This is a genomic window from Photorhabdus akhurstii (assembly GCF_018448925.1).
Classification (GTDB): domain Bacteria; phylum Pseudomonadota; class Gammaproteobacteria; order Enterobacterales; family Enterobacteriaceae; genus Photorhabdus; species Photorhabdus akhurstii.
Window position 1 is genome coordinate 301843 of the sequence record NZ_RCWE01000003.1, and the last position, 19772, is coordinate 321614.

At 39.5% G+C, this 19772-nt stretch carries 17 protein-coding genes; 5 read left to right on the plus strand and 12 right to left on the minus strand.

Annotation, left to right across the window (positions count from 1 at the left end; genetic code table 11):
• The first annotated feature begins 16 nt into the window (after positions 1 to 16).
• The gene (gene pdxJ / locus EAE93_RS06070; RefSeq protein WP_040149407.1) at positions 17 to 748 is read left to right on the plus strand and encodes a pyridoxine 5'-phosphate synthase; all 732 of its coding nucleotides are present in this window, start codon (positions 17 to 19) and stop codon (positions 746 to 748) included.
• Positions 748 to 1128: a holo-ACP synthase gene (gene acpS, locus EAE93_RS06075; RefSeq protein ID WP_214039294.1), complete on the plus strand. Its 381-nt coding sequence runs from the start codon at positions 748 to 750 to the stop codon at positions 1126 to 1128. Before pdxJ ends, acpS begins: the two co-directional genes overlap by 1 nt.
• Before the next feature lie 2 nt (positions 1129 to 1130).
• On the opposite strand, the gene EAE93_RS06080 is transcribed toward acpS, so the two are convergent.
• The 10 genes from EAE93_RS06080 to EAE93_RS06130 form a co-directional block, all read right to left on the minus strand.
• A complete protein-coding gene (locus EAE93_RS06080; protein WP_036777793.1) occupies positions 1131 to 1391 on the minus strand; it encodes a YfhL family 4Fe-4S dicluster ferredoxin in 261 nt (86 codons plus the stop codon).
• A gap of 311 nt (positions 1392 to 1702) precedes the next feature.
• Entirely contained in the window at positions 1703 to 2425 is a 723-nt protein-coding gene (locus EAE93_RS06085; protein WP_036810469.1) for a gp53-like domain-containing protein, read from the minus strand.
• Positions 2426 to 2934: 509 nt separating this feature from the next.
• Complete coding sequence (locus EAE93_RS24410) at positions 2935 to 3660, minus strand: hypothetical protein (RefSeq protein ID WP_250150899.1); 726 nt, start codon at positions 3658 to 3660, stop codon at positions 2935 to 2937.
• Positions 3661 to 4077: 417 nt separating this feature from the next.
• Positions 4078 to 4512 (minus strand): tail fiber assembly protein, encoded by a 435-nt coding sequence (locus EAE93_RS06095; protein WP_214039295.1) that lies wholly within the window; start codon positions 4510 to 4512, stop codon positions 4078 to 4080.
• A 53-nt stretch (positions 4513 to 4565) separates the two neighbouring features.
• Complete coding sequence (locus tag EAE93_RS06100) at positions 4566 to 5393, minus strand: phage tail protein (protein ID WP_065389020.1); 828 nt, start codon at positions 5391 to 5393, stop codon at positions 4566 to 4568.
• 447 nt (positions 5394 to 5840) lie between these two features.
• Entirely contained in the window at positions 5841 to 7112 is a 1272-nt protein-coding gene (locus tag EAE93_RS24415; RefSeq protein ID WP_235319422.1) for a phage tail protein, read from the minus strand.
• A gap of 155 nt (positions 7113 to 7267) precedes the next feature.
• On the minus strand, positions 7268 to 7987 hold the full coding sequence (locus EAE93_RS06115) for a gp53-like domain-containing protein (protein WP_110086333.1): 720 nt from the start codon (positions 7985 to 7987) through the stop codon (positions 7268 to 7270).
• A gap of 560 nt (positions 7988 to 8547) precedes the next feature.
• Positions 8548 to 9147 carry a tail fiber assembly protein gene (locus EAE93_RS06120; protein ID WP_214039296.1) on the minus strand — a complete coding sequence of 200 codons (600 nt, stop codon included), beginning with the start codon at positions 9145 to 9147 and terminating at the stop codon, positions 8548 to 8550.
• Positions 9144 to 9644, minus strand: coding sequence for a phage tail protein (locus tag EAE93_RS06125; protein ID WP_110086335.1), 501 nt, complete (start codon positions 9642 to 9644; stop codon positions 9144 to 9146). Before EAE93_RS06125 ends, EAE93_RS06120 begins: the two co-directional genes overlap by 4 nt.
• Positions 9645 to 9806: 162 nt before the next feature.
• A complete protein-coding gene (locus EAE93_RS06130) occupies positions 9807 to 10208 on the minus strand; it encodes a hypothetical protein (protein ID WP_214039297.1) in 402 nt (133 codons plus the stop codon).
• 338 nt (positions 10209 to 10546) lie between these two features.
• Between EAE93_RS06130 and EAE93_RS06135 the strand changes: the two genes are divergently transcribed.
• Together EAE93_RS06135 and tadA are read left to right on the plus strand one after the other, a co-directional pair.
• Positions 10547 to 10714 carry a hypothetical protein gene (locus EAE93_RS06135; RefSeq protein ID WP_214039298.1) on the plus strand — a complete coding sequence of 56 codons (168 nt, stop codon included), beginning with the start codon at positions 10547 to 10549 and terminating at the stop codon, positions 10712 to 10714.
• A gap of 251 nt (positions 10715 to 10965) precedes the next feature.
• Positions 10966 to 11475: a tRNA adenosine(34) deaminase TadA gene (gene tadA, locus EAE93_RS06140; RefSeq protein WP_214039299.1), complete on the plus strand. Its 510-nt coding sequence runs from the start codon at positions 10966 to 10968 to the stop codon at positions 11473 to 11475.
• Between the two features lie 11 nt (positions 11476 to 11486).
• Here the strand turns inward: tadA and EAE93_RS06145 are convergent, their stop codons facing one another.
• A complete protein-coding gene (locus EAE93_RS06145; RefSeq protein WP_214039300.1) occupies positions 11487 to 13793 on the minus strand; it encodes an Orn/Lys/Arg family decarboxylase in 2307 nt (768 codons plus the stop codon).
• Between the two features lie 131 nt (positions 13794 to 13924).
• Positions 13925 to 15340, minus strand: coding sequence for a membrane-bound lytic murein transglycosylase MltF (gene mltF, locus EAE93_RS06150; protein ID WP_044467032.1), 1416 nt, complete (start codon positions 15338 to 15340; stop codon positions 13925 to 13927).
• A gap of 266 nt (positions 15341 to 15606) precedes the next feature.
• On the opposite strand from mltF, the gene purL reads away from it, so the two are divergent.
• Positions 15607 to 19494 carry a phosphoribosylformylglycinamidine synthase gene (purL, locus tag EAE93_RS06155; protein ID WP_214039301.1) on the plus strand — a complete coding sequence of 1296 codons (3888 nt, stop codon included), beginning with the start codon at positions 15607 to 15609 and terminating at the stop codon, positions 19492 to 19494.
• Positions 19495 to 19772: the final 278 nt, after the last annotated feature.

The following is a 19772-nucleotide window of genomic DNA, read 5'->3' on the forward strand; positions in this document are numbered from 1 at the left end:
ACTACAGGAGATAAATATGGCTGAAGTATTATTAGGCGTTAATATCGATCATATTGCGACGGTGCGCAATGCCCGCGGTACCAATTATCCTGATCCGGTTCAAGCGGCTTTTGTTGCGGAACAAGCGGGAGCCGATGGTATTACCATTCATTTGCGTGAAGATCGCCGTCATATTACCGATCGGGATGTAGAATTGTTGAAGAAAACCATCCAGACTCGGATGAACCTTGAAATGGCCGTGACAGATGAAATGGTGGATATTGCCTGTCGTATTAAACCTGAATTTTGCTGTTTGGTGCCTGAAAAGCGGCAGGAAGTGACAACAGAAGGGGGCTTAGATGTTATTGGTCAGAAAGATAAGGTTGCTGCGGCGGTTAAGCGTCTATCTGATGCGGGTATTCTTGTCTCGTTATTTATTGATGCGGAACATCGACAAATTGATGCGGCTAGTGAAGTTGGCGCACCTTTCATTGAAATTCATACTGGTGCTTATGCCGATGCGGAAAATGAAGTAGAACAGGAAAAAGAGTTTCATCGTATTAAAGAAGCGGCGACTTATGCAGCGAGTAAAGGTCTAACGGTGAATGCGGGTCATGGGCTGACATATCATAATGTACAACGTATTGCTGCACTGCCAGAAATTTATGAGTTGAATATTGGTCATGCCATTATTGGACGTGCGGTATTCAGTGGTTTGACCGCTGCTGTGGCAGATATGAAAACCCAAATGCGGAAAGCTCGCCGTTAATGGCTATTATTGGGTTAGGTACAGATATTGTTGAAATTGCCCGTATTGAAAGGGTTGTCGAGCGCTCAGGCGAGCGCTTGGCAAAACGCATTCTCAGTGAATTAGAATGGGAACAATATCAGCAACATGAAAAACCGGTTCGTTTTTTGGCTAAACGCTTTGCGGTAAAAGAAGCCGCAGCAAAGGCATTAGGAACGGGTATCCGTAATGGGCTGGCATTTAATCAGTTTGAAGTGGTCAATGATGCACTGGGAAAACCGATTTTGCGGCTCTATGGCGCGGCCGCAGCGTTGGCTCAGCAATTGGGGGCGACCTCTTTGCATGTGACATTAGCTGATGAGCGCCGCTATGCCTGTGCGACCGTTATTCTTGAGCGTTGATTTCAGATTTTATCTGCATGATGAAGTAATACAAATTTATCCCACAGTTGTTCTTCTGTTTCTTGTCGGTCTGGATCGGTAATAATAGTATTATTTATCGGACAGACTGATTGACAGGTTGGAGCATCGTAATGACCGATGCATTCGGTGCAACGGTCGGCATCAATCTCATAAATTTCATCTCCCATCGATATAGCCTGATTGGGACATTCGGGTTCACACATATCACAATTGATACAGCTTTTTTTGATTAATAACGACATTTCAATAAATTAACTTTTTCTTTACTTTATATTCAGTGTGTTATCGCCGGTTCTTATTCCGTTCTATTACACACTGGTTATATTGCTACACAGTATAAATTACATGGAAAAACGAAGTCTAGCACGATATAAGTCTAGCACTACATAATAGCATCTTTTGTTTTTCACATCGGCGATGATAGCCACTCTGTTACATTCGATGCAATGAGTCTCAGGTTGTTTCATTCATAAAATGATTGAGGCCGGGTTTTGTCTTAATGCCGGCCTTTTATTAATTACGATAATGGGTTAATCGGTCATGCTTTATAAAATTAATACCCTATTGCTCTAAAAAATGCTATAACATCAGCATCTAAACCGGTAGGACTTCTAAAACATCGAAACTGGCTCTGATTTTCTATCATTACTGAGAATATCCCGGCTGCTTCAGGAGTATGGCCAGAGTGAGTTAATGTGATATTTAAACATTTATTCGGGAATGGTATTGGAAAATAATTTAAATACCCGGCGTTAGTAGATAAACTACCGTTAACTAGTGCAATTCCCCACATTTCAATTAAACCTGAAGGTAATTTTTGCCAGCCAGCTTGAGCTAAGTTTGCGGTGAAAAACGACATATCTGGAATCTGATTAATTCTAGTTCCCACTTCCCGTTTTGCAGCTTCATTTAAACCTAAATTTTTCACAAACGCATTTTTATCATAAATATCTGCGCCGTTTTGTGCTTTTTCTAATGCGGAGTCAGAAATTTTAGTTATAATTTTTTGTTCTAATGCTCTATTTAATTGAGTAGTAAGTTTTGCGGTATCACCATCATCCAAAACATCACTGCCAGATTCTGTCGCGATAAAATCAGCTACGACAGAGGATATAGTTGATGACTGACGTAATGCTTTATTTAACACATGACGGGAAATTCTATCGTTTTCTGGAAACCCAGTTTTTAAACTTTGCTCTCCTTCATATACTGCTTGGCTCACTACATTAGCGTTATTTTCAATAGAAAACGCTTTAAAATCATTTTTGGGATTCATATATATTTTCCTAAAATTCAATGGTGAGTTTTATGGATAACATCTTGAATTATTGTAGGGATAATTTCTCAACGCTCATAGTTTAGAGATGATAAAAAATAATTAAATATCTTTATATCTTATGGGGTTAATTATTTTTCGTATATTTTAAGTGATAAATAATTCAACATATTTCAATTGAGAATATATTGAAATAATTAATTTTTCCTTGCGGGAATTATTTTAAATAATTTCCATATTGAAAAGTTTGTTCTAGAAAGTAAATTTCGATGATTGGTAATGTAACTAATGTTGCATGAGTTAAAAAATATTGACGGAGAATGGATTGTATGATGACAGAATATTTATCATTGTAGGATTAGCAATAATACAATAATTAAGGCCGGATTCTGCCTGAATCTCGGCCTTTTTATTAATTACGATAATGGCACAACTGGCCAGTTAATTTTTAGGGCTTTATCAAAATAATTATAAAATTTAAGATAGATAACAATTATTAGCGTTGAAAGTTAGTTATTAGATATCCCTACTACAAATATGCGTACAGGAGGAAAGGTTGTATCGCGAGACTGCCAGTGTGATATTATTACTAGGTTTTCTTTATTGATTTTTAATATCTCAGCTCCTTCACCATAGTTACCTCCACTGATATATCCTCCCATGCTGGAAAGTATAGCATGAGGTTCATAAGAGTATGCAATTGGATATGTGATAGTGAATGTTCCCTCGTTACCTAAACTAGGAGCCTTTGCATATACAGATTGGAATAAGATATATTTTCTCTCTGAACCGATGAAAAATGGAATTTTAAAAGTCATGAAATTACCCCCTTGTGTAAACAGAGGAGTACCTGCTAATAATAATTCCAATAAACCGAGATTTTTCACAAACTCATTTTTATTAGGAATATCTGCCCCATTTTTTGTTTTTTCCAATGCGAAATCGGGAATTTTAGTTATAATTTTTTGTTCTAACGCTTTATTTAATTGTGCAGTTAGTTTGGCTATATTACCATCATCCAAAACATCACTGCCAGATTCTGTCGCGATAAAATCAGCTACAACAGAGGATATAGTTGACGACTGACGTAATGCTTTATTTAATACATGACGGGAAATTCTATCACTTTCTGGAAACCCAGTTTTTAAACTTTGCTCTCCTTCATATATTGTTTGGCTAACTACATTAGCGTTATTACCAATAGAAAACGCTTTAAAATCATTTTTTGGATTCATATATATTTTCCTGAGGTTCAATGGTGAGTTTTATAGATAATATCTTAAATTATTGTGGAGATAATTTCTCAACGCTCATAGTGTAGAGATAAAGAGAAATAATTAAATATCTTTATGGATTATAGGGTTAATTGTTTTTCGTATATTTTAAGTGATAAATAATTTAATATATTTCAATTGAAAACGCATCGGAATAATTAAATTTTATTTTATGTAAATCATCTTAAATAATTTCCATATTGGAAGGTTTGTTATGGAAATTAAATCTCGATGATGGGTAATGTAACTAATATCGCATGAGTTAACAAATATTGACGGGAAATGGATTGTATGATGACTGAATATTTACCATTGTAGTATTAGCAATAATAAAATAATTAAGACCGGATTCTGTTTGAATCCCGGTCTTTTTGTTAATTACGATAATGGCTTAATTGGCCAGTCAATTTCTGGTGCGTTTGAAGTGTCAACCCGGTTAAGCATCACGCGGTATTTTTTCCATTCTTTGAGTAATAGCATCTCTTCGTCTGTTGCTATATCAAGTTCTACTGCATCAGAAAGTGGAGTTATTTTTTCATTTGCAAGAGATATAAATTGTGTTTTTTGGCTTTCCGCTATAAATATCAATTCCTCTTTTGTTGGTGGTGGGATATTTTCCCAGCAAGGAAGACCATCTTCACCAGAGGAAAGTATTTTTCCTATGGGTGGGATTCCTGAAAACTCATTGAATATATCATCAGTTACAGGTAAAGGGTCATTTGGCCATGAGCCAGCTTCAATATAATTCTGTTGTAATAATAGTGGATAAAATGCTCTATTTAATGCACTGAATACATAGTTTTTATCGTTCATAAATTCTGCCAATTTTAATTAAATAATCATCATAATGAATTAATTGTTTTTAATTAATATCCTATCGCCCTAAAATAGGTATAAACATCAAGTGCATAAGGGGTAGAACTTCTATAACATTTGAACTGACTTTGATTTAATACGGATGCCCCGAATATTCCTGCTGATCCGGGGTCCCAATCATTGTGAGTTAACGTGATGCTAAAACATTTATTTGGGAATGGTATTGGAAAGTTATTAATATATCCGCCATTAGGATTTCCACCGAGAGAAACTATTGCTATTCCCCACATTTCAATTAAACCTGAGGGTAATTTTTGCCAACCATTCTGAACCAAGTTTGAGGTGAAAAATGACATATCTGGAATTTGATTAACTCCGGTTCCCACTTCCCGTTTTGCCGCTTCATTTAAACCTAAGTTTTTCACAAACGCATTTTTATTTGGAATATCCGCGCCGTTTTGCGTTTTTTCTAGTCTTTTATTGGCGTTATCATTTACATCGGAAACAAGCTTCTGAGTTGCAGCCAGTGTATTGCTATTGCCAACCACATTTGTAAGCTGAATAATACCTTTCTGTGTTAATGAGGCGTCGGGAATTTTTGTTGTAATTTTTTTTTCTAACGCTTTATTTAATTGTGTAGTGAGTTTGGCTATATTACCATCATCTAAGACATCACTGCCAGATTCTGTCGCAATAAAATCAGCGACAACAGAGGCTATTGTGGACGACTGGCGTAATGTTTTATTTAATATATGAGAGGTAATATTTTCTGGAGGAAATCCAGTTTGTAAATTCGGACTTTTTTCGTATATTTCTTGACTGGCTACATTAGCATTATTGCTAGTAGAAAACGCTTTAAAATCATTCTTAGGACTCATACATATATTCCTTAAGTAAATAATATTCTTTTATAATTAACATATTGAGTTATAGTACAGGTAATTTATCGAGATTGATTTCAATTATAGTCTACGCCAAAAAGAGGATAATAAGATTACATTATTAATCAATCGATTGATTGTTTGTATGTGGCTGACGGTAATAAATCGTTTAACGTCTTGTAATAGAAAGCATATTCAAAGTTTTTTTATTTTACATTTGTAAATTATTTTATCTTGTCTATTTTGTCAATTTTCAAACGGTTTTAACAAGTTTTATTAAAATAGATGGTGTCAGAATAGTGGTTACGAAAATAGTATTGTTTTGTCTGTTGATTGAATTATTATATTTTTTTTGTTTGTTAGATAAATATTTCTATCAAATAGAGGAATAAGTTTTTTGCTAAAAAATAAAATGGGAAAAGGGCTGCTATGCAGCCCATAATTTTAATCAGCAATATAAATTTCTGTAATATCAGGACAATCCTCTTGGTTTACTATAGATAACCTCAGCCCTGCATCTGACGAATGCACAACGAGCCATCCTTTTGAACCATACCCTGTACCAACCAAAATATTATCGATCGGAGGCATTTGTAAAGGTAAAAATATACCTTGGCTAACAGTACGTAAATATATACATCGTCCTCGTATATCCTGACTCAGTGATATGCTACTTCCTTTGTCTCCACCGGCTCCTATTTTCCGCCACCACTGATTAGGGCCTTTCTTTTGATATCGCTCGTCAACTTCCGCACGTGAAAACGCCCCCACATCTCCGGCTACCAGATTGATGTCTTCAGTTAGCGCTTTGCCGTTAATTCTCCTGCTATTAGGAACCGCGTTTCTTGCCAATGTTACGGTGTCTGATAAACCAAGTTCATTTACGGTAGGTTTGTTTTTTGTTGTATAAATATTAGTCCAATCTTCTTCAAATCCATAATTATCGCGCGCCGAGCGATAAGCAATCCCCCCGTTTTTGTAATGCACTTTCAACTGAAAAGCCGGACAACTCCCAACTCCATTATAGAAGTGAACAACATGATCACTAAATTTCGAATTCAGTAAGTCATATGACCCTGAATCTACGTTCCACGGGACCTGGTTATCAACAGAATATTTTCCTGTTAATCCAAGCCTAAATGCCCCTACATCACCAGCCCCTAAATTGATATCTCCAGTCAACACCTTACCATTAATTTTCCTGCTATTCGGTACAGCGTTTTTCGCCAAATTGACGGTTTCCAACAAATCGAGATTTTTCACAAACTCGTTTTTATTGGGAATATCTGCCCCATTTTGGTTTTTGGCTAATTTATTGTTAGCATTATCATTTACATCAGAAACAAGCTTCTGAGTTGCAGCGAGTGAATTACTATTACCAACCACATCGGTAAGCTGAACAATACCTTTTTGAGTTAATGAGGCATCGGGAACCTTTGGTGCCATTTTCTGTTCCAGAGCATTATTTAATTGAGCGTTGAGTTTCTCTATATTTCCGTCATCCAGAACATCATTGCCAGATTGTGTCGCGATAAAATTAGCGACTACAGAGGATATCGTGGATGATTGACGTAATGCTTTATTTAATATATGGGTGGTAATACCATCGGGTTCAAACCCAGTCTTCAAATTTTGACTCTCTTCATATTTTTCTTGGCTTGCTACATTGGCGTTATGACTAATAGAGAAAGCCTTAAAATCATTTTTAGGACTCATAGTATACTCCTTAAATTAAGTAATAAACTTTATAGATAATATATTGAATTATTGTAAAAGTGATTCCTTATTTAATGCGCTGAATGCATGGTTTTATCGGTCATGATTTTTTGCCATATTAATTAAATGATCATGGCAAGTTGATTTTTATTAAATTAATATCCTATCGCCCTAAAATACGCGCCAACAGGCGTAGGATGATTAGTAGGGCTTCTATAACATCGGAATTGACTCCGATCTACTACGTGTACTGAACATATTCCAGAATCTTGAGGATTATAACCACCGTTAGCTAACACAATATTTAAACATGCGTTCGGAAATGGTATTGGGAAATTATTTAAATACCCGGCCTCCATAGAACCATAGCCGTGAACTAGTACAAACCCCCACATTTCAATTAAACCCGAAGGTAATTTTTGCCAGCCGGTAGAACTTAGATTTGCGTTGAAAAACGACATATCTGGCACCTGATTAACGCCAGTTCCTATTTCCCGTTTTGCAGCTTCATGTAAACCTAAGTTTTTCATAAATGCATTTTTATTAGGAATATCTGCGCCATTTTTTGCTTTCTCTAAGGCGGAGCTGGAAATTTTAGTGATAATTTTTTGTTCTAACGCTCTATTTAATTGTGTGATGAGTTTAACAATATCTCCATCATCCAGAACATCATCGCCAGATTGTGTCGCGATAAAATCAGCCACGGCTGAGGCTATTGTTGATGATTGACGTAATGCTTTATTTAACACATGAGTAGTAATATCTTCTGGTGGAAACCCGGTTTGTAAATTCTGACTTTTTTCATATTCTTGTTGACTCACTATGTTGGCATTATTATTAATAGAAAAAGCTTTAAAATCATTCTTGGGACTCATATACACTTTCCTTAAATAAAATAATGTTCTGTTATAATTAGCATGTTGAGTTATAGTATAGGTAATTTTTTGAGATTGATTTCAATTATAGTCTACTCCAAAAAGAGGATAATAAGATTATATTATAACTTAAGCGATTGATTATTTATGTATGACTGATGACAATAAATTGTTTAACATATTGTAATCGAAAGCATATTCAAGATGTTTATGTTTTATACCTGAAGATTATTTTATCTTATTTCTTCCGGTGATTTTAATAATGGTTTTCACAAGTTTTATTAAAATACAGGGTGTAAAAATAGCAGCTACGAAAGTATTATTATTTTATCTATTGGTTAGGTTATTATATTTTTCTATGTTTTTTCCATAGATATAGATGTTATCTCCTGAAAAATAAAATAAAAAAAGGGCTGCCATGCAGCCCATAATTCTAATTATAAATCATATTTGACCGGATTGAGACGCCAAAAGCATAGGAAATCGACCGGTCAAAATAGTCATTATTATTACTGAAAAAAAGATTGGGGATAGAATAATGCCCAGTCTTGATAATTGTATTATTCTGGTATTTGTGGCCACTCAATATCTGAAACCATTGAGGTATCAACACGGCTCAGTAATACCACATACTTCTTCCAGGCAAGTAATAATGCCTTCTCTGCGTCTGAGGCCATCTCAGTCTCAATAGCATATTGTAATAAAATGATAGCTTCATTAGCTTGTTGGCGAAGAATGACACGTTGTTGTTCTGCTTGTTTCATCTGATTGGCTTTTTGAGCTTCAATATCTGTTGCCCATTTTTCGCCATCCCACTTATCAAAATCGGTGCTTGGTTGTTTGAATGTCAGTGTTTTTGGTAATTCACCCGGTTCAATGATTTCCTTTTGTTCCCCTGTTTGGGTGTTGTAAGCTATTTTCCCTCGATAATCTGGCACCATTTGCCAGCCGGTTAAATCAGGTAAACGACAGGCGATATATCCCTCTTGGGTTTCAGGTGGCGCGTCTGTGCAAGAGTTGGCGGGAAGGCCGATACCAACGGGAAGATACTCATCAGAACTGTTTAAATATTCCAGCGTAATCGCATCGTAATTAAATACAACGATACTTCCGGCACTGATGGCAATATTATTTTTATCCAGTACAGCCTTATTCATCATGCAATCCTCACAATGTAATTAAATGCCACGTTTCGTGGACGTGTTTCTATTCCCGTTGAAGCGGCAATCGCATTATCCATATAACCGTAACCACCAGATCCCATTCCGATAGCGATGCCTATTCCACGAGGATCAATGCCGTAGTTAACGTTCTGGTAGATACTATTGAGAATACGGCCTGCTGCACCCACTCCGTCGGTTCCACCATTTGAGTTGGACCACATCCGAACAACCCTGTGACTATGTGGAGCAATATCTGCTAGTTGCCAGGATAATAGATATCGACCAATATCCACTCCACGCCCATCATCCCAGCCCCGGATAAATTCACCCCGTAAATCGGGTAATCTACCGGTAGGATAAGCTTGCGCTAATTTTGGATATAAAGTTTGATCAAAGATTGCTCCATTGCATTTCACCCACCCACTTGGTGGTATGTCAGTCGGCCAAGGAAGTGGTATTCCTACCGGGATTTCGTCAAGTACCAACGTGCTCATTATGCTGCCCTCATCATATAGTTAAACGCTAGGTTATGTGGCTTTGATGCCCCTATATCGGTCATCCGCCACTAAGATAAACTTCCGCTAATTTTGGATATAAAGTTTTGTCGAAGATCGCTCCATTATATTTCACTCACCATTCTGTGGTATGCCAGTAGACTAAGGCGGTGATACACCTACCGGAATTAACTTTTCCAATAAGCTTCGGTTTTTCACAAGTACATTTTTATTAGGAATATCTGCAATATTTTTTGATTTTTCCAATGCGTAATTGGGAATTTTAGTTATGATTTTTTGTTTTAACTCTCTATTTAATTGAGTGTTGAGTTTAGTGATATCGCCATTATCGAGAACACGATCACCAGATTGTGTCGTGATGAAATTAGCCAAAACAGAGACTATTGTTGACGATCGACGTAATAGCTTATTTAATAAATAAGTGGGGACATTATCTGGTAGAAACCCGGAATACAAACTCAGGATTTTTTCGTATTTTTCTTGATTTACTACATTAGCATTATTGCTAGTAGAAAAATCCTTAAAATCATTTTTGAGACTCATATACTTTCCTCAAATTAGGTTATGTATTTATAGACCATACCTTGAGTTGTTGTAAAGATAGTGTCCGTTAATTTATAATTTAAGATGTTAATTATTTATATGTAATTGGTAGTAATAAATAGTCAATATTTTTAATCGAAAATATACCTAAGGTATTAATGTTTTGTTTCTACTAACTATCTTTGATGGTTTATATATGGAAAGATTTATATTGGAGGTTGAGATAAAAGGTGTGGCAGGAAAAATAAAAAATTTATATGTATGATTTTTATCTCTGATTCTTATGATTTCGCTTTAATTATATTTTTCATTGCTGTTATAGTTGCTTGAGGGTTTTTATGACAGATGGTGGTGGGTGGGCACTTCCAATGGCTGCATTACCCAACGGAACATTGAATAGTTTTAAGACTTGGGTAGCTGGTAAAGCTGTCGATTATCTTGGAAATGAAATCAAATTATCTGCTGATGCCTATGTAGTTGGACAATATCTTGCAATCGGTTTTTAATTTATATTTTAAAATGAATAATAAGCCGAACTTTTTTCGGATTATTATTCATTTAAAGGAAATGTAATGAATGTCATAGAATAGGGTTGTATTATATATTCGGTTATTAATTTCTGGGTGTTTTATCAGCAATAAATATATAAAACAATCTCGGGTATATATTCCCAATGGATTAATAAGAAAATATATCTGGAAAACAGGTAAAATAAATCGTTATAATTGTCCCTGATGTAATCAAATGAGATACCGCAGTGATTGAAATATATAGTGATGAATATTGGATGCAGCAGGCCATCGAACGGGCAATAAAGGCGTGGGAACAGGGGGAAATACCTGTTGGCGCTATATTGGTTGCTGATAATAAAATCATCTCGGAAGGTTGGAATCAGTCTATTATCGCGCATGATCCCACCGCTCATGCTGAAATTATTGCGTTACGCAAAGGGGGAGAACAGTTACACAATTATCGTTTAATAAATACCACCTTATACGTCACGCTTGAGCCTTGCATTATGTGCGCCGGCGCTATGATACATAGCCGAATACAGCGGTTGGTTTATGGCGCCAGTGATATGAAAACTGGCGCCGTAGGTTCTTTGGTTGATATATTGCGCCATCCTGGCATGAATCATCAAATTGATATTACCAGCGGCGTGCTTGCTGAGGAATGTTCGACGATGTTGAGCGCTTTTTTCAAACAACGTCGGCAACAACATAAAGCATTAAAAGCCGCCAGGAAACAGCAGGAAGACAATCAATAGGCATTCTTGATTCACTCTTTTAGTACCCATATATGGTACTCGCCGTTTATCATCTCTGCGCCTTCCAGAATTTTTTCAAAGCCTGGGAACTTGTTATTCCATTCACCTATCTGGCGAATATATTGTAACCGGGGGGCATGTTCATCACCGAAACGTTCTCCCGGTAGGATGATTGGTATACCTGGTGGATAAGGAATGACACTAACAGCCGATATGCGCCCTGCCAGTTCATTAAGTGGTAAATGTTCAGTACGGCCTCCCATATGATCAAGGTGTGCTTGTCGGGGGAGTTTAACTATCTCAGGTAGTTGGCTAAATGATTTCTTTTGCTCAATATCCATTTCATATTTTTTTATATACCCAAATATTTTATCCGAAATATCTTTTAGCCCCATATTTTCATAATATTCAGGGTATTGCTTCGCGAGTTTTGGTAAACATTGTTTCAGTGAAGTATTTGCGTCATAGTGTTTCTTGAAATTCAATAATACATTGATCAATGTTCCCCATTTACCTTTGGTAACTCCGATAGAGAACAGGCAAAGAACAATAAAATCGGTGGTACGTGCTGGCACAATATCATGCTGACTGAGATAAGCGGAAAGAATTTCGGCTGGAATGCCATTTTCCAGCAATTCATCATTGTCATTCATTCCTGGGCATAAAATACCAACTTTCGTTGGATCTAGCAGGCACCATTCTTCTGATAGATTGGTAAACCCATGCCATTTTTCTCCCTCTTTTAATACCCAACAAGAAGGGTCCGTTGCCAATTGTTCTCTGTTTGCTTCATGGAAGGGAATTAATTTACCGCTGTCTGCGTTGATAATTTCTCTGGCATTCCAGGGTAAGAAGAACCAATCATCTTTTTGTTTAAATTGATGATGGATTTTTGCTAATGTCAGACGGAAGTCTACGGCTTCATTGATAGCGTTTTGTATCAATCTTTGCCCCTGCGGACCATCCATCATGGCCGCTGCAATTTCATTAGTGGCGATAAGCGAATATAGCGGTGAAGTTGTGGCGTGCATCATATAAGACTCGTTGAAACGGGAATGTTCAACGGGTTTTTTACCATTGCGGATATGGATATACGATGATTGTGATAGCGCCGCCAACATCTTATGCGTGGATTGAGTGGCAAATATTGTCGGGCTATTATTGTCAAAATCATTTGGGTCATCACGCATTGAGTAACGATGTTTATACATAGGATTAAAACGAGCATAAGCAAACCAAGCTTCATCAAAGTGAATTTGATCAACACTTTTTGCGAGTAAATCTTGTGCTTGTTCTGCGTGATAACATATTCCATCGTAAGTACAGTTGGTGATGACCGCATAAACAGGCTTATTGTCTACTGCGCACTCTTTTAGTGGGTGTTTATTAATGAGTTGTTGGATATATTCTGGTTGAAATTGATCTCTGGGAATGGGACCAATAATACCATAGCGGTTGCGTTGGGGAATAAGATATACGGGCAAAGCTCCGGTCATGATTAAACCTTGTCCAATAGATTTATGGCAATTGCGATCGCATATAACAATCTCTTTCTCACCAATAATGGCGCCCATGATAATACGGTTAGAACCCGAAGTACCGTTAAGAACGCAATAGCTTTGATGGGCGCCAAAAATCGTTGCGGCATATTCTTCTGACTCTTTAATAGCACCGGTATGATCTAGCAGTGAGCCAAGTATTTTTCTTTCTATTCCAATATCACTTCGGAATAGATTTTCCCCAAAGAAATTAATTAATTCTCTTCCTGCCGCCGTCTTAGTCAGTGCGACACCGCCTTGATGTCCGGGGGCAGTCCAGGAATATTCTGGTGATTCTTGGGTATATTGCAGTAATGCACGAGTGAAAGGAGGTAATAATTGAGCGTGATATTTCTTAATTAGCGAACCGGCGCGAGAAGCGATAAATCCAGCCGTATCTTCAAGCATCCAGACAAATTCATCTGCCAATCCCATGACTTCAAGTGTCAGCGTGTCGATGCTGGAATATTCCGCGGTCAACAATACCGGAATGGTTGTATTGTGTTTGCGTATTTCTTTCAGTAATTCTAAGACTTGTTTATGAGATTCGTAGTTATTATCTCCTGAAGTCCAATCAACAAAAATACAGCATAGTGAAGAATCAGAAGAAACTGTGGCTATGCCATCTTGGAATGTAGCAGCCAGGATAACAGCGAAATTGTTCTTTTTTAATGCTTCGATTAACTCTGTAAAAGCACGACCATTCGCAGTCGTCGGACTAAATACATGGCTGCTGACAACCATAATTTTGTTTTGTTCGTTAATATCTAAATTAATCATGATTTATCCTTTGGGAGAGATAGTGTCTTGACGAATTTAGTATGGTTAGTTGGATTAGTTGTCAAACATAATATAACTGAGGATATATAATGGCTGTAATTGACTGCTTAGGGCCTTATATTTGTTTACTTTTATTTTGGTTGGTTTTCTTGGGAAATTAGTTTTTTTCGATTTTCTTTGGCTTGTAAATATCCGACTAAACTAAGCTGATAACGGCGAATATTTTCAATATAGCGATATGCTTCATGTCCACGGGCATAACCATAGGCGGTATTTGTATAATATTTTTTCTGACTTAATAGCGGGAGCCGTTTTTTGACATCAAGCCAGCTATCAGGATTTCCTTTTTGTGATGCCGTCAGTTTACGGGCATCTAACATATGTCCATAACCCATATTGTAAGCAGCCAGTGCAAACCAGATACGCTCATCTTTAGGAATATTTTCAGGTAATCGTTTCATTAGATTTTGCAGATAGATTGCGCCGCCCTTAATACTCTCCTCTGGATCAAGGCGATCAACGACGCCTAACCCTTTAGCGGTCTGGCTGGTTAACATCATCAGGCCACGCACACCCGTGGGTGAGGTTGCCAGTGGGTCCCAATGTGACTCTTGCCAGGCAATGGCAGCGAGTAATTGCCAACTGATATCACCGGAATATTTTTCAAATAGTGGCCGATAGATGGGCAGGATATTATCAATGGCGCTGAGAAAAGAGAGTGTATCGAAATAGTCAAATGAGTGGACGTGACCAAAATATTTCTCCTCCAATCGGGGCATGACATTTTTTTCCGTTAGCTGGCTAAAAAAATCCAGCATGGCAGCGTAAAGGCTGTAGTCGTCAATGCGTTTTAAATACCATGTCAGCGGGTTATCTTCGCTCACATCAAAAGCGACGGCCAGATTAGGGTGAGTACGTTGTTGTAACGCGACATTAATCGAGTCACCTAACGTATAATCCAGTTTACCTTCTGATACCTGTTCCAGTAGTTCGCGAGTGTTATATTGTTGTGTTTCCTCCCATTCAAGCTCAGGGAAATTATCTGTCTTTAGCTTTTTCAATGTGCTGGCATGAGCAGAACCGGAAGCGACCAGCAGTTTACCTTTTAACTCTTTAAAAGAGCGAGGGCGTGGAGTTCCTTTGCGATAAATCAGTTGTTGGGATACAGAATAGTAAGCCGGACCTGCGCGGGTTTGAGCCAGCCTTTCTTGATGATAGGTCAAGCCGGCGGCCAGAAAATCAGCGTCGCCATTTTCTAGGTCGTCGAATAACTGATTGATATTTTTTCTGAATTTGATTTCCAATTTGACGCCAAGATAATCAGCAAAGCGTTGTGCCAGTTCGTAATCGAATCCATTTGGTTCTTTCTTACTGGTAAGGTGGATCAGAGGTGAGCTAATGGTGCTGATCCGTAGCTCTCCTCTGGTCATGATCCTGTTAATCTGCTCCTGCTGTTTATTCGGCCAACTGATGTTCAGACTGATGATGGCGGCAGAAAAAAGAGCGATAACAATGATAACGAAATAATTTATTTTTATATTATTCAATATGTTATCTCGGTGTAACGCGGTGTGGTGCTATGCGGAAACGCGCTATTTTATTATGGTTAAATTTCCAGTGACTGAGCATTTTGCGGAACAAAAACCGGCTGTGCAACCTAATTGATACTATTTACATGACTTGGACAAAGGACAATTGGCGGTAATAATCGTCACGCAAACGGTTTCGTCATGGGTGACAATCCTCTATAATGCACTCATTTCCCCTTAGGCATCTATTAAGCTTTGCTTCTAAGATGAGAGAATTGATTACTATGAAAATTCTACGTGGTTCACCTGCTTTATCTGCATTTCGTATCACTAAACTCCTTTCTGTGTGCCAAGAACAGCAACTTCCGGTCAATGATATTTATGCGGAATATGTTCATTTTGCAGAGATTAATGCACCTTTGAGTGATGTTGATTCAGCAAAGTTACAACAGTTACTGAAATATGGACCTTCGCTGGCTGAACATGAACCCCAAGGTACGTTACTGTTAGTGACGCCTCGTCCAGGAACGATTTCCCCGTGGTCTTCCAAAGCAACCGATATTGCTCACAATTGTGGTCTGTCCCAGGTCGTGCGTCTGGAGCGTGGCTTGGCTTATTACATCCAAAGTGGTGAAATGAGTGATGCACAGTGGCAAATATTGTCATCACTGTTGCATGATCGGATGATGGAAACGGTCTTTACTCAATTGGAACAGGCGGAAAAATTGTTTTCTCGTCAACAACCCGTTCCGTTAAGACGCATTGATATTCTGCAAGCAGGACGCAGCGCGTTGGAGCAAGCCAATACGGAGCTTGGATTGGCATTGGCCCCGGATGAAATTGATTATCTGATGGAGGCTTTCCAGAAATTAGGGCGCAATCCAACAGATGTTGAACTTTATATGTTTGCTCAGGCTAACTCTGAACATTGCCGCCATAAAATCTTTAATGCTGACTGGATTATTGATGGTCAGGAGCAGCCAAAATCATTGTTCAAAATGATTAAAAACACCTATGAGCAGACACCTGATTATGTTCTGTCAGCCTATAAAGATAACGCTGCTGTGATGGAGGGATCTTCTGTTGGCCGTTTCTTTGCCAGTGCAGAAAACGGTTCATATGATTACCATCAGGAGCAGGCCCATATTCTGATGAAAGTGGAGACGCATAATCACCCGACTGCGATTTCTCCTTGGCCGGGCGCATCGACAGGTTCTGGTGGTGAAATTCGCGACGAAGGGGCGACCGGCCGTGGCGCTAAGCCAAAAGCGGGTCTGGTGGGATTTTCAGTATCTAATCTGCGGATACCGGGTTTTGAACAGCCGTGGGAAGAGGATTTCGGTAAACCGGAACGCATTGTTAGCGCCTTGGATATCATGATGGAAGGCCCTTTAGGGGGCGCGGCATTTAATAATGAATTTGGTCGTCCGGCGTTGTTGGGTTATTTCCGTACCTATGAAGAAAAAGTCAACAGCCATAACGGCAGCGAATTACGTGGTTATCACAAGCCCATCATGCTGGCAGGCGGGATCGGTAATATCCGAGATGAACATGTCAAAAAGGGTGAAATTTCTGTTGGCGCAAAACTGATTGTGCTCGGTGGCCCGTCCATGAACATTGGATTGGGTGGTGGGGCTGCATCTTCTATGGCGTCGGGGCAATCCGATGCTGATCTGGATTTTGCTTCTGTTCAACGGGATAACCCGGAAATGGAGCGCCGTTGTCAGGAAGTGATCGATCGCTGTTGGCAGTTAGGTGAAAACAACCCGATTCTGTTCATTCATGATGTTGGTGCAGGTGGGCTTTCCAATGCCATGCCTGAGCTGGTCAGTGACGGTGGTCGCGGTGGACGGTTTGAGCTGCGCAAAATTCTTAATGATGAGCCAGGGATGAGTCCGCTGGAAGTCTGGTGTAACGAATCACAAGAGCGTTACGTACTGGCGGTTGCGCCGGAACAACTTCCGCTGTTTGAAGAGATTTGTCGGCGTGAGCGTGCGCCTTATGCCATTATCGGCGAGGCAACAGAAGAACGTCATTTACTGCTTAATGATGAACACTTTGATAATCAGCCAATCGATATGCCTCTGGATGTACTGCTAGGTAAAACGCCAAAAATGTTGCGTAATGTCAGTACATTAAAAGCCGGAGGTGAAAGCCTTGAACGCCGGGATATCGATCTGGCAGAAGCCGTTAAGCGCATTATGCATTTGCCGGCGGTGGCAGAAAAAACCTTCCTGATAACGATAGGCGATCGCTCTGTCACTGGCATGGTTTCCCGTGATCAAATGGTGGGTCCGTGGCAGATCCCGGTTGCGGACTGCGCTGTCACCACTGCCAGCCTTGATAGCTACTATGGCGAAGCGATGTCTATGGGGGAACGTGCGCCGGTCGCTTTGTTGGATTTTGCTGCTTCTGCCCGTATGGCTGTCGGTGAAGCTTTGACCAATATCGCTTCTGCTTATGTTCAGGATTTAAAGCGCATTAAACTTTCAGCGAACTGGATGTCTGCTGCGGGTCATCCTGGTGAGGATGCCGGTTTGTATGCGGCGGTTAAAGCGGTGGGTGAGGAGTTGTGCCCTGCGCTAGGGCTGACTATTCCGGTGGGTAAAGATTCCATGTCGATGAAAACCCGCTGGCATGAACAAGATGAAGAGCGTGAGATAACGGCGCCTTTGTCGCTGGTGATTACCGCTTTTGCCAGAGTGGAAGATGTACGTCGTACAGTAACGCCGGAGCTTTCCACCGATGAAGATAATGCATTGTTACTAATCGATCTGGGGCAAGGAAAAAACACACTGGGCGGTACCGCATTAGCACAAGTTTACCGTCAACTGGGTAATAAAACCGCGGATGTACGTAGTGCTGAGCAATTGGCTGGTTTCTTCAATGCGATTCAGCAACTGATTGCGGAACAAAAATTACTGGCTTATCACGATCGCTCTGATGGTGGTTTATTGGTCACGTTGGCTGAAATGGCTTTTGCCGGGCATTGTGGTATTGAAGCTGATATCAGTGTGTTTGATGAAGATATTCTGGCTGCGCTCTTTACAGAAGAGTTGGGCGCTGTAGTTCAGATTCGAGCATCGGATAGAGGATTTGTTGAAAACGTTTTGGCAGAACAGGGTCTGGCCGATTGCGTACATTATCTGGGGAAAGCCAAAGCAGGTGATGATTTTGTTATCTTTAGTGGCAACACTGAAGTATATCGCCAGAATCGCAGTACCTTGCGCTTATGGTGGGCAGAAACCACATGGCAAATGCAGCGTCTGCGCGATAACCCGGAGTGTGCAGATCAGGAACATCAGGCTAAACAGGATAATCAAGACCCTGGACTGAATGTAAAACTGACCTTTGATATTTCAGAAGATATTGCAGCGCCTTACATTTTGCAGCAGGTAAGGCCGAAAGTGGCTGTACTGCGTGAACAGGGCGTTAACTCCCATGTTGAAATGGCCGCGGCGTTCCACCGAGCAGGCTTTGAGGCGATTGATGTTCATATGAGTGATTTGTTGTCTGGACGTATTGGATTGAGCCAATTCCAGACACTGGTTGCTTGTGGCGGTTTCTCATATGGTGACGTATTGGGGGCAGGTGAAGGCTGGGCGAAATCAATTCTGTTCAATGAGTTTGTTCGTGATGAATTTGCCGCTTTCTTTGCACGGTCTGATACGTTGTCGTTGGGTGTTTGTAATGGTTGCCAGATGATGTCTAACTTGCGGGAGTTAATCCCAGGCGCTGAACATTGGCCGCGTTTTGTACGTAACCGTTCAGAGCGCTTTGAAGCGCGATTCAGTTTAGTGGAAGTGGCTGACAGCCCGTCACTGTTTTTGCAAGATATGGCAGGTTCTCGTATGCCGATTGCGGTTTCTCATGGGGAAGGGCAAGTGGAATTCCGTGATAGACAGCATCTTGAGATGCTTGAAAGCAACCGGTTAGTGGCTTTGCGTTATGTGAATAACTATGGTCAGGTTACGGAAAACTATCCGGCTAACCCAAATGGTTCAGTGAATGGCATTACCGCAGTTACCAGCCTTGATGGTCGGGCAACTGTGATGATGCCGCATCCAGAAAGGGTATCCCGCACGGTAAATAACTCCTGGCATCCGAATGAGTGGAGCGAAGATGGCCCGTGGATGCGACTTTTCCGTAATGCTCGTAAGCAGTTAGGATAAGTACCGCGGTGTAAGTAAATTGTGTCAGCCGGTTTTTCCGGCTGATAGTGTTCATTGGCTTCATTGTGATTCTTTGTTTCGTAACTGACGTGAGATCACAATTGAAGCCATTTATCTATTTATTTCAATTCATTTTGAAACGGTATTTGATTAGTCAAAAAATATTCATTAAATGGAACATACGAGGCATCATAGTCTAAATAAGTTTTCTACTGGAAGTGATAACCGGATTGATTGCCTACATTTTCTAACTCAAAAACCGAATCTGAGTTTACATG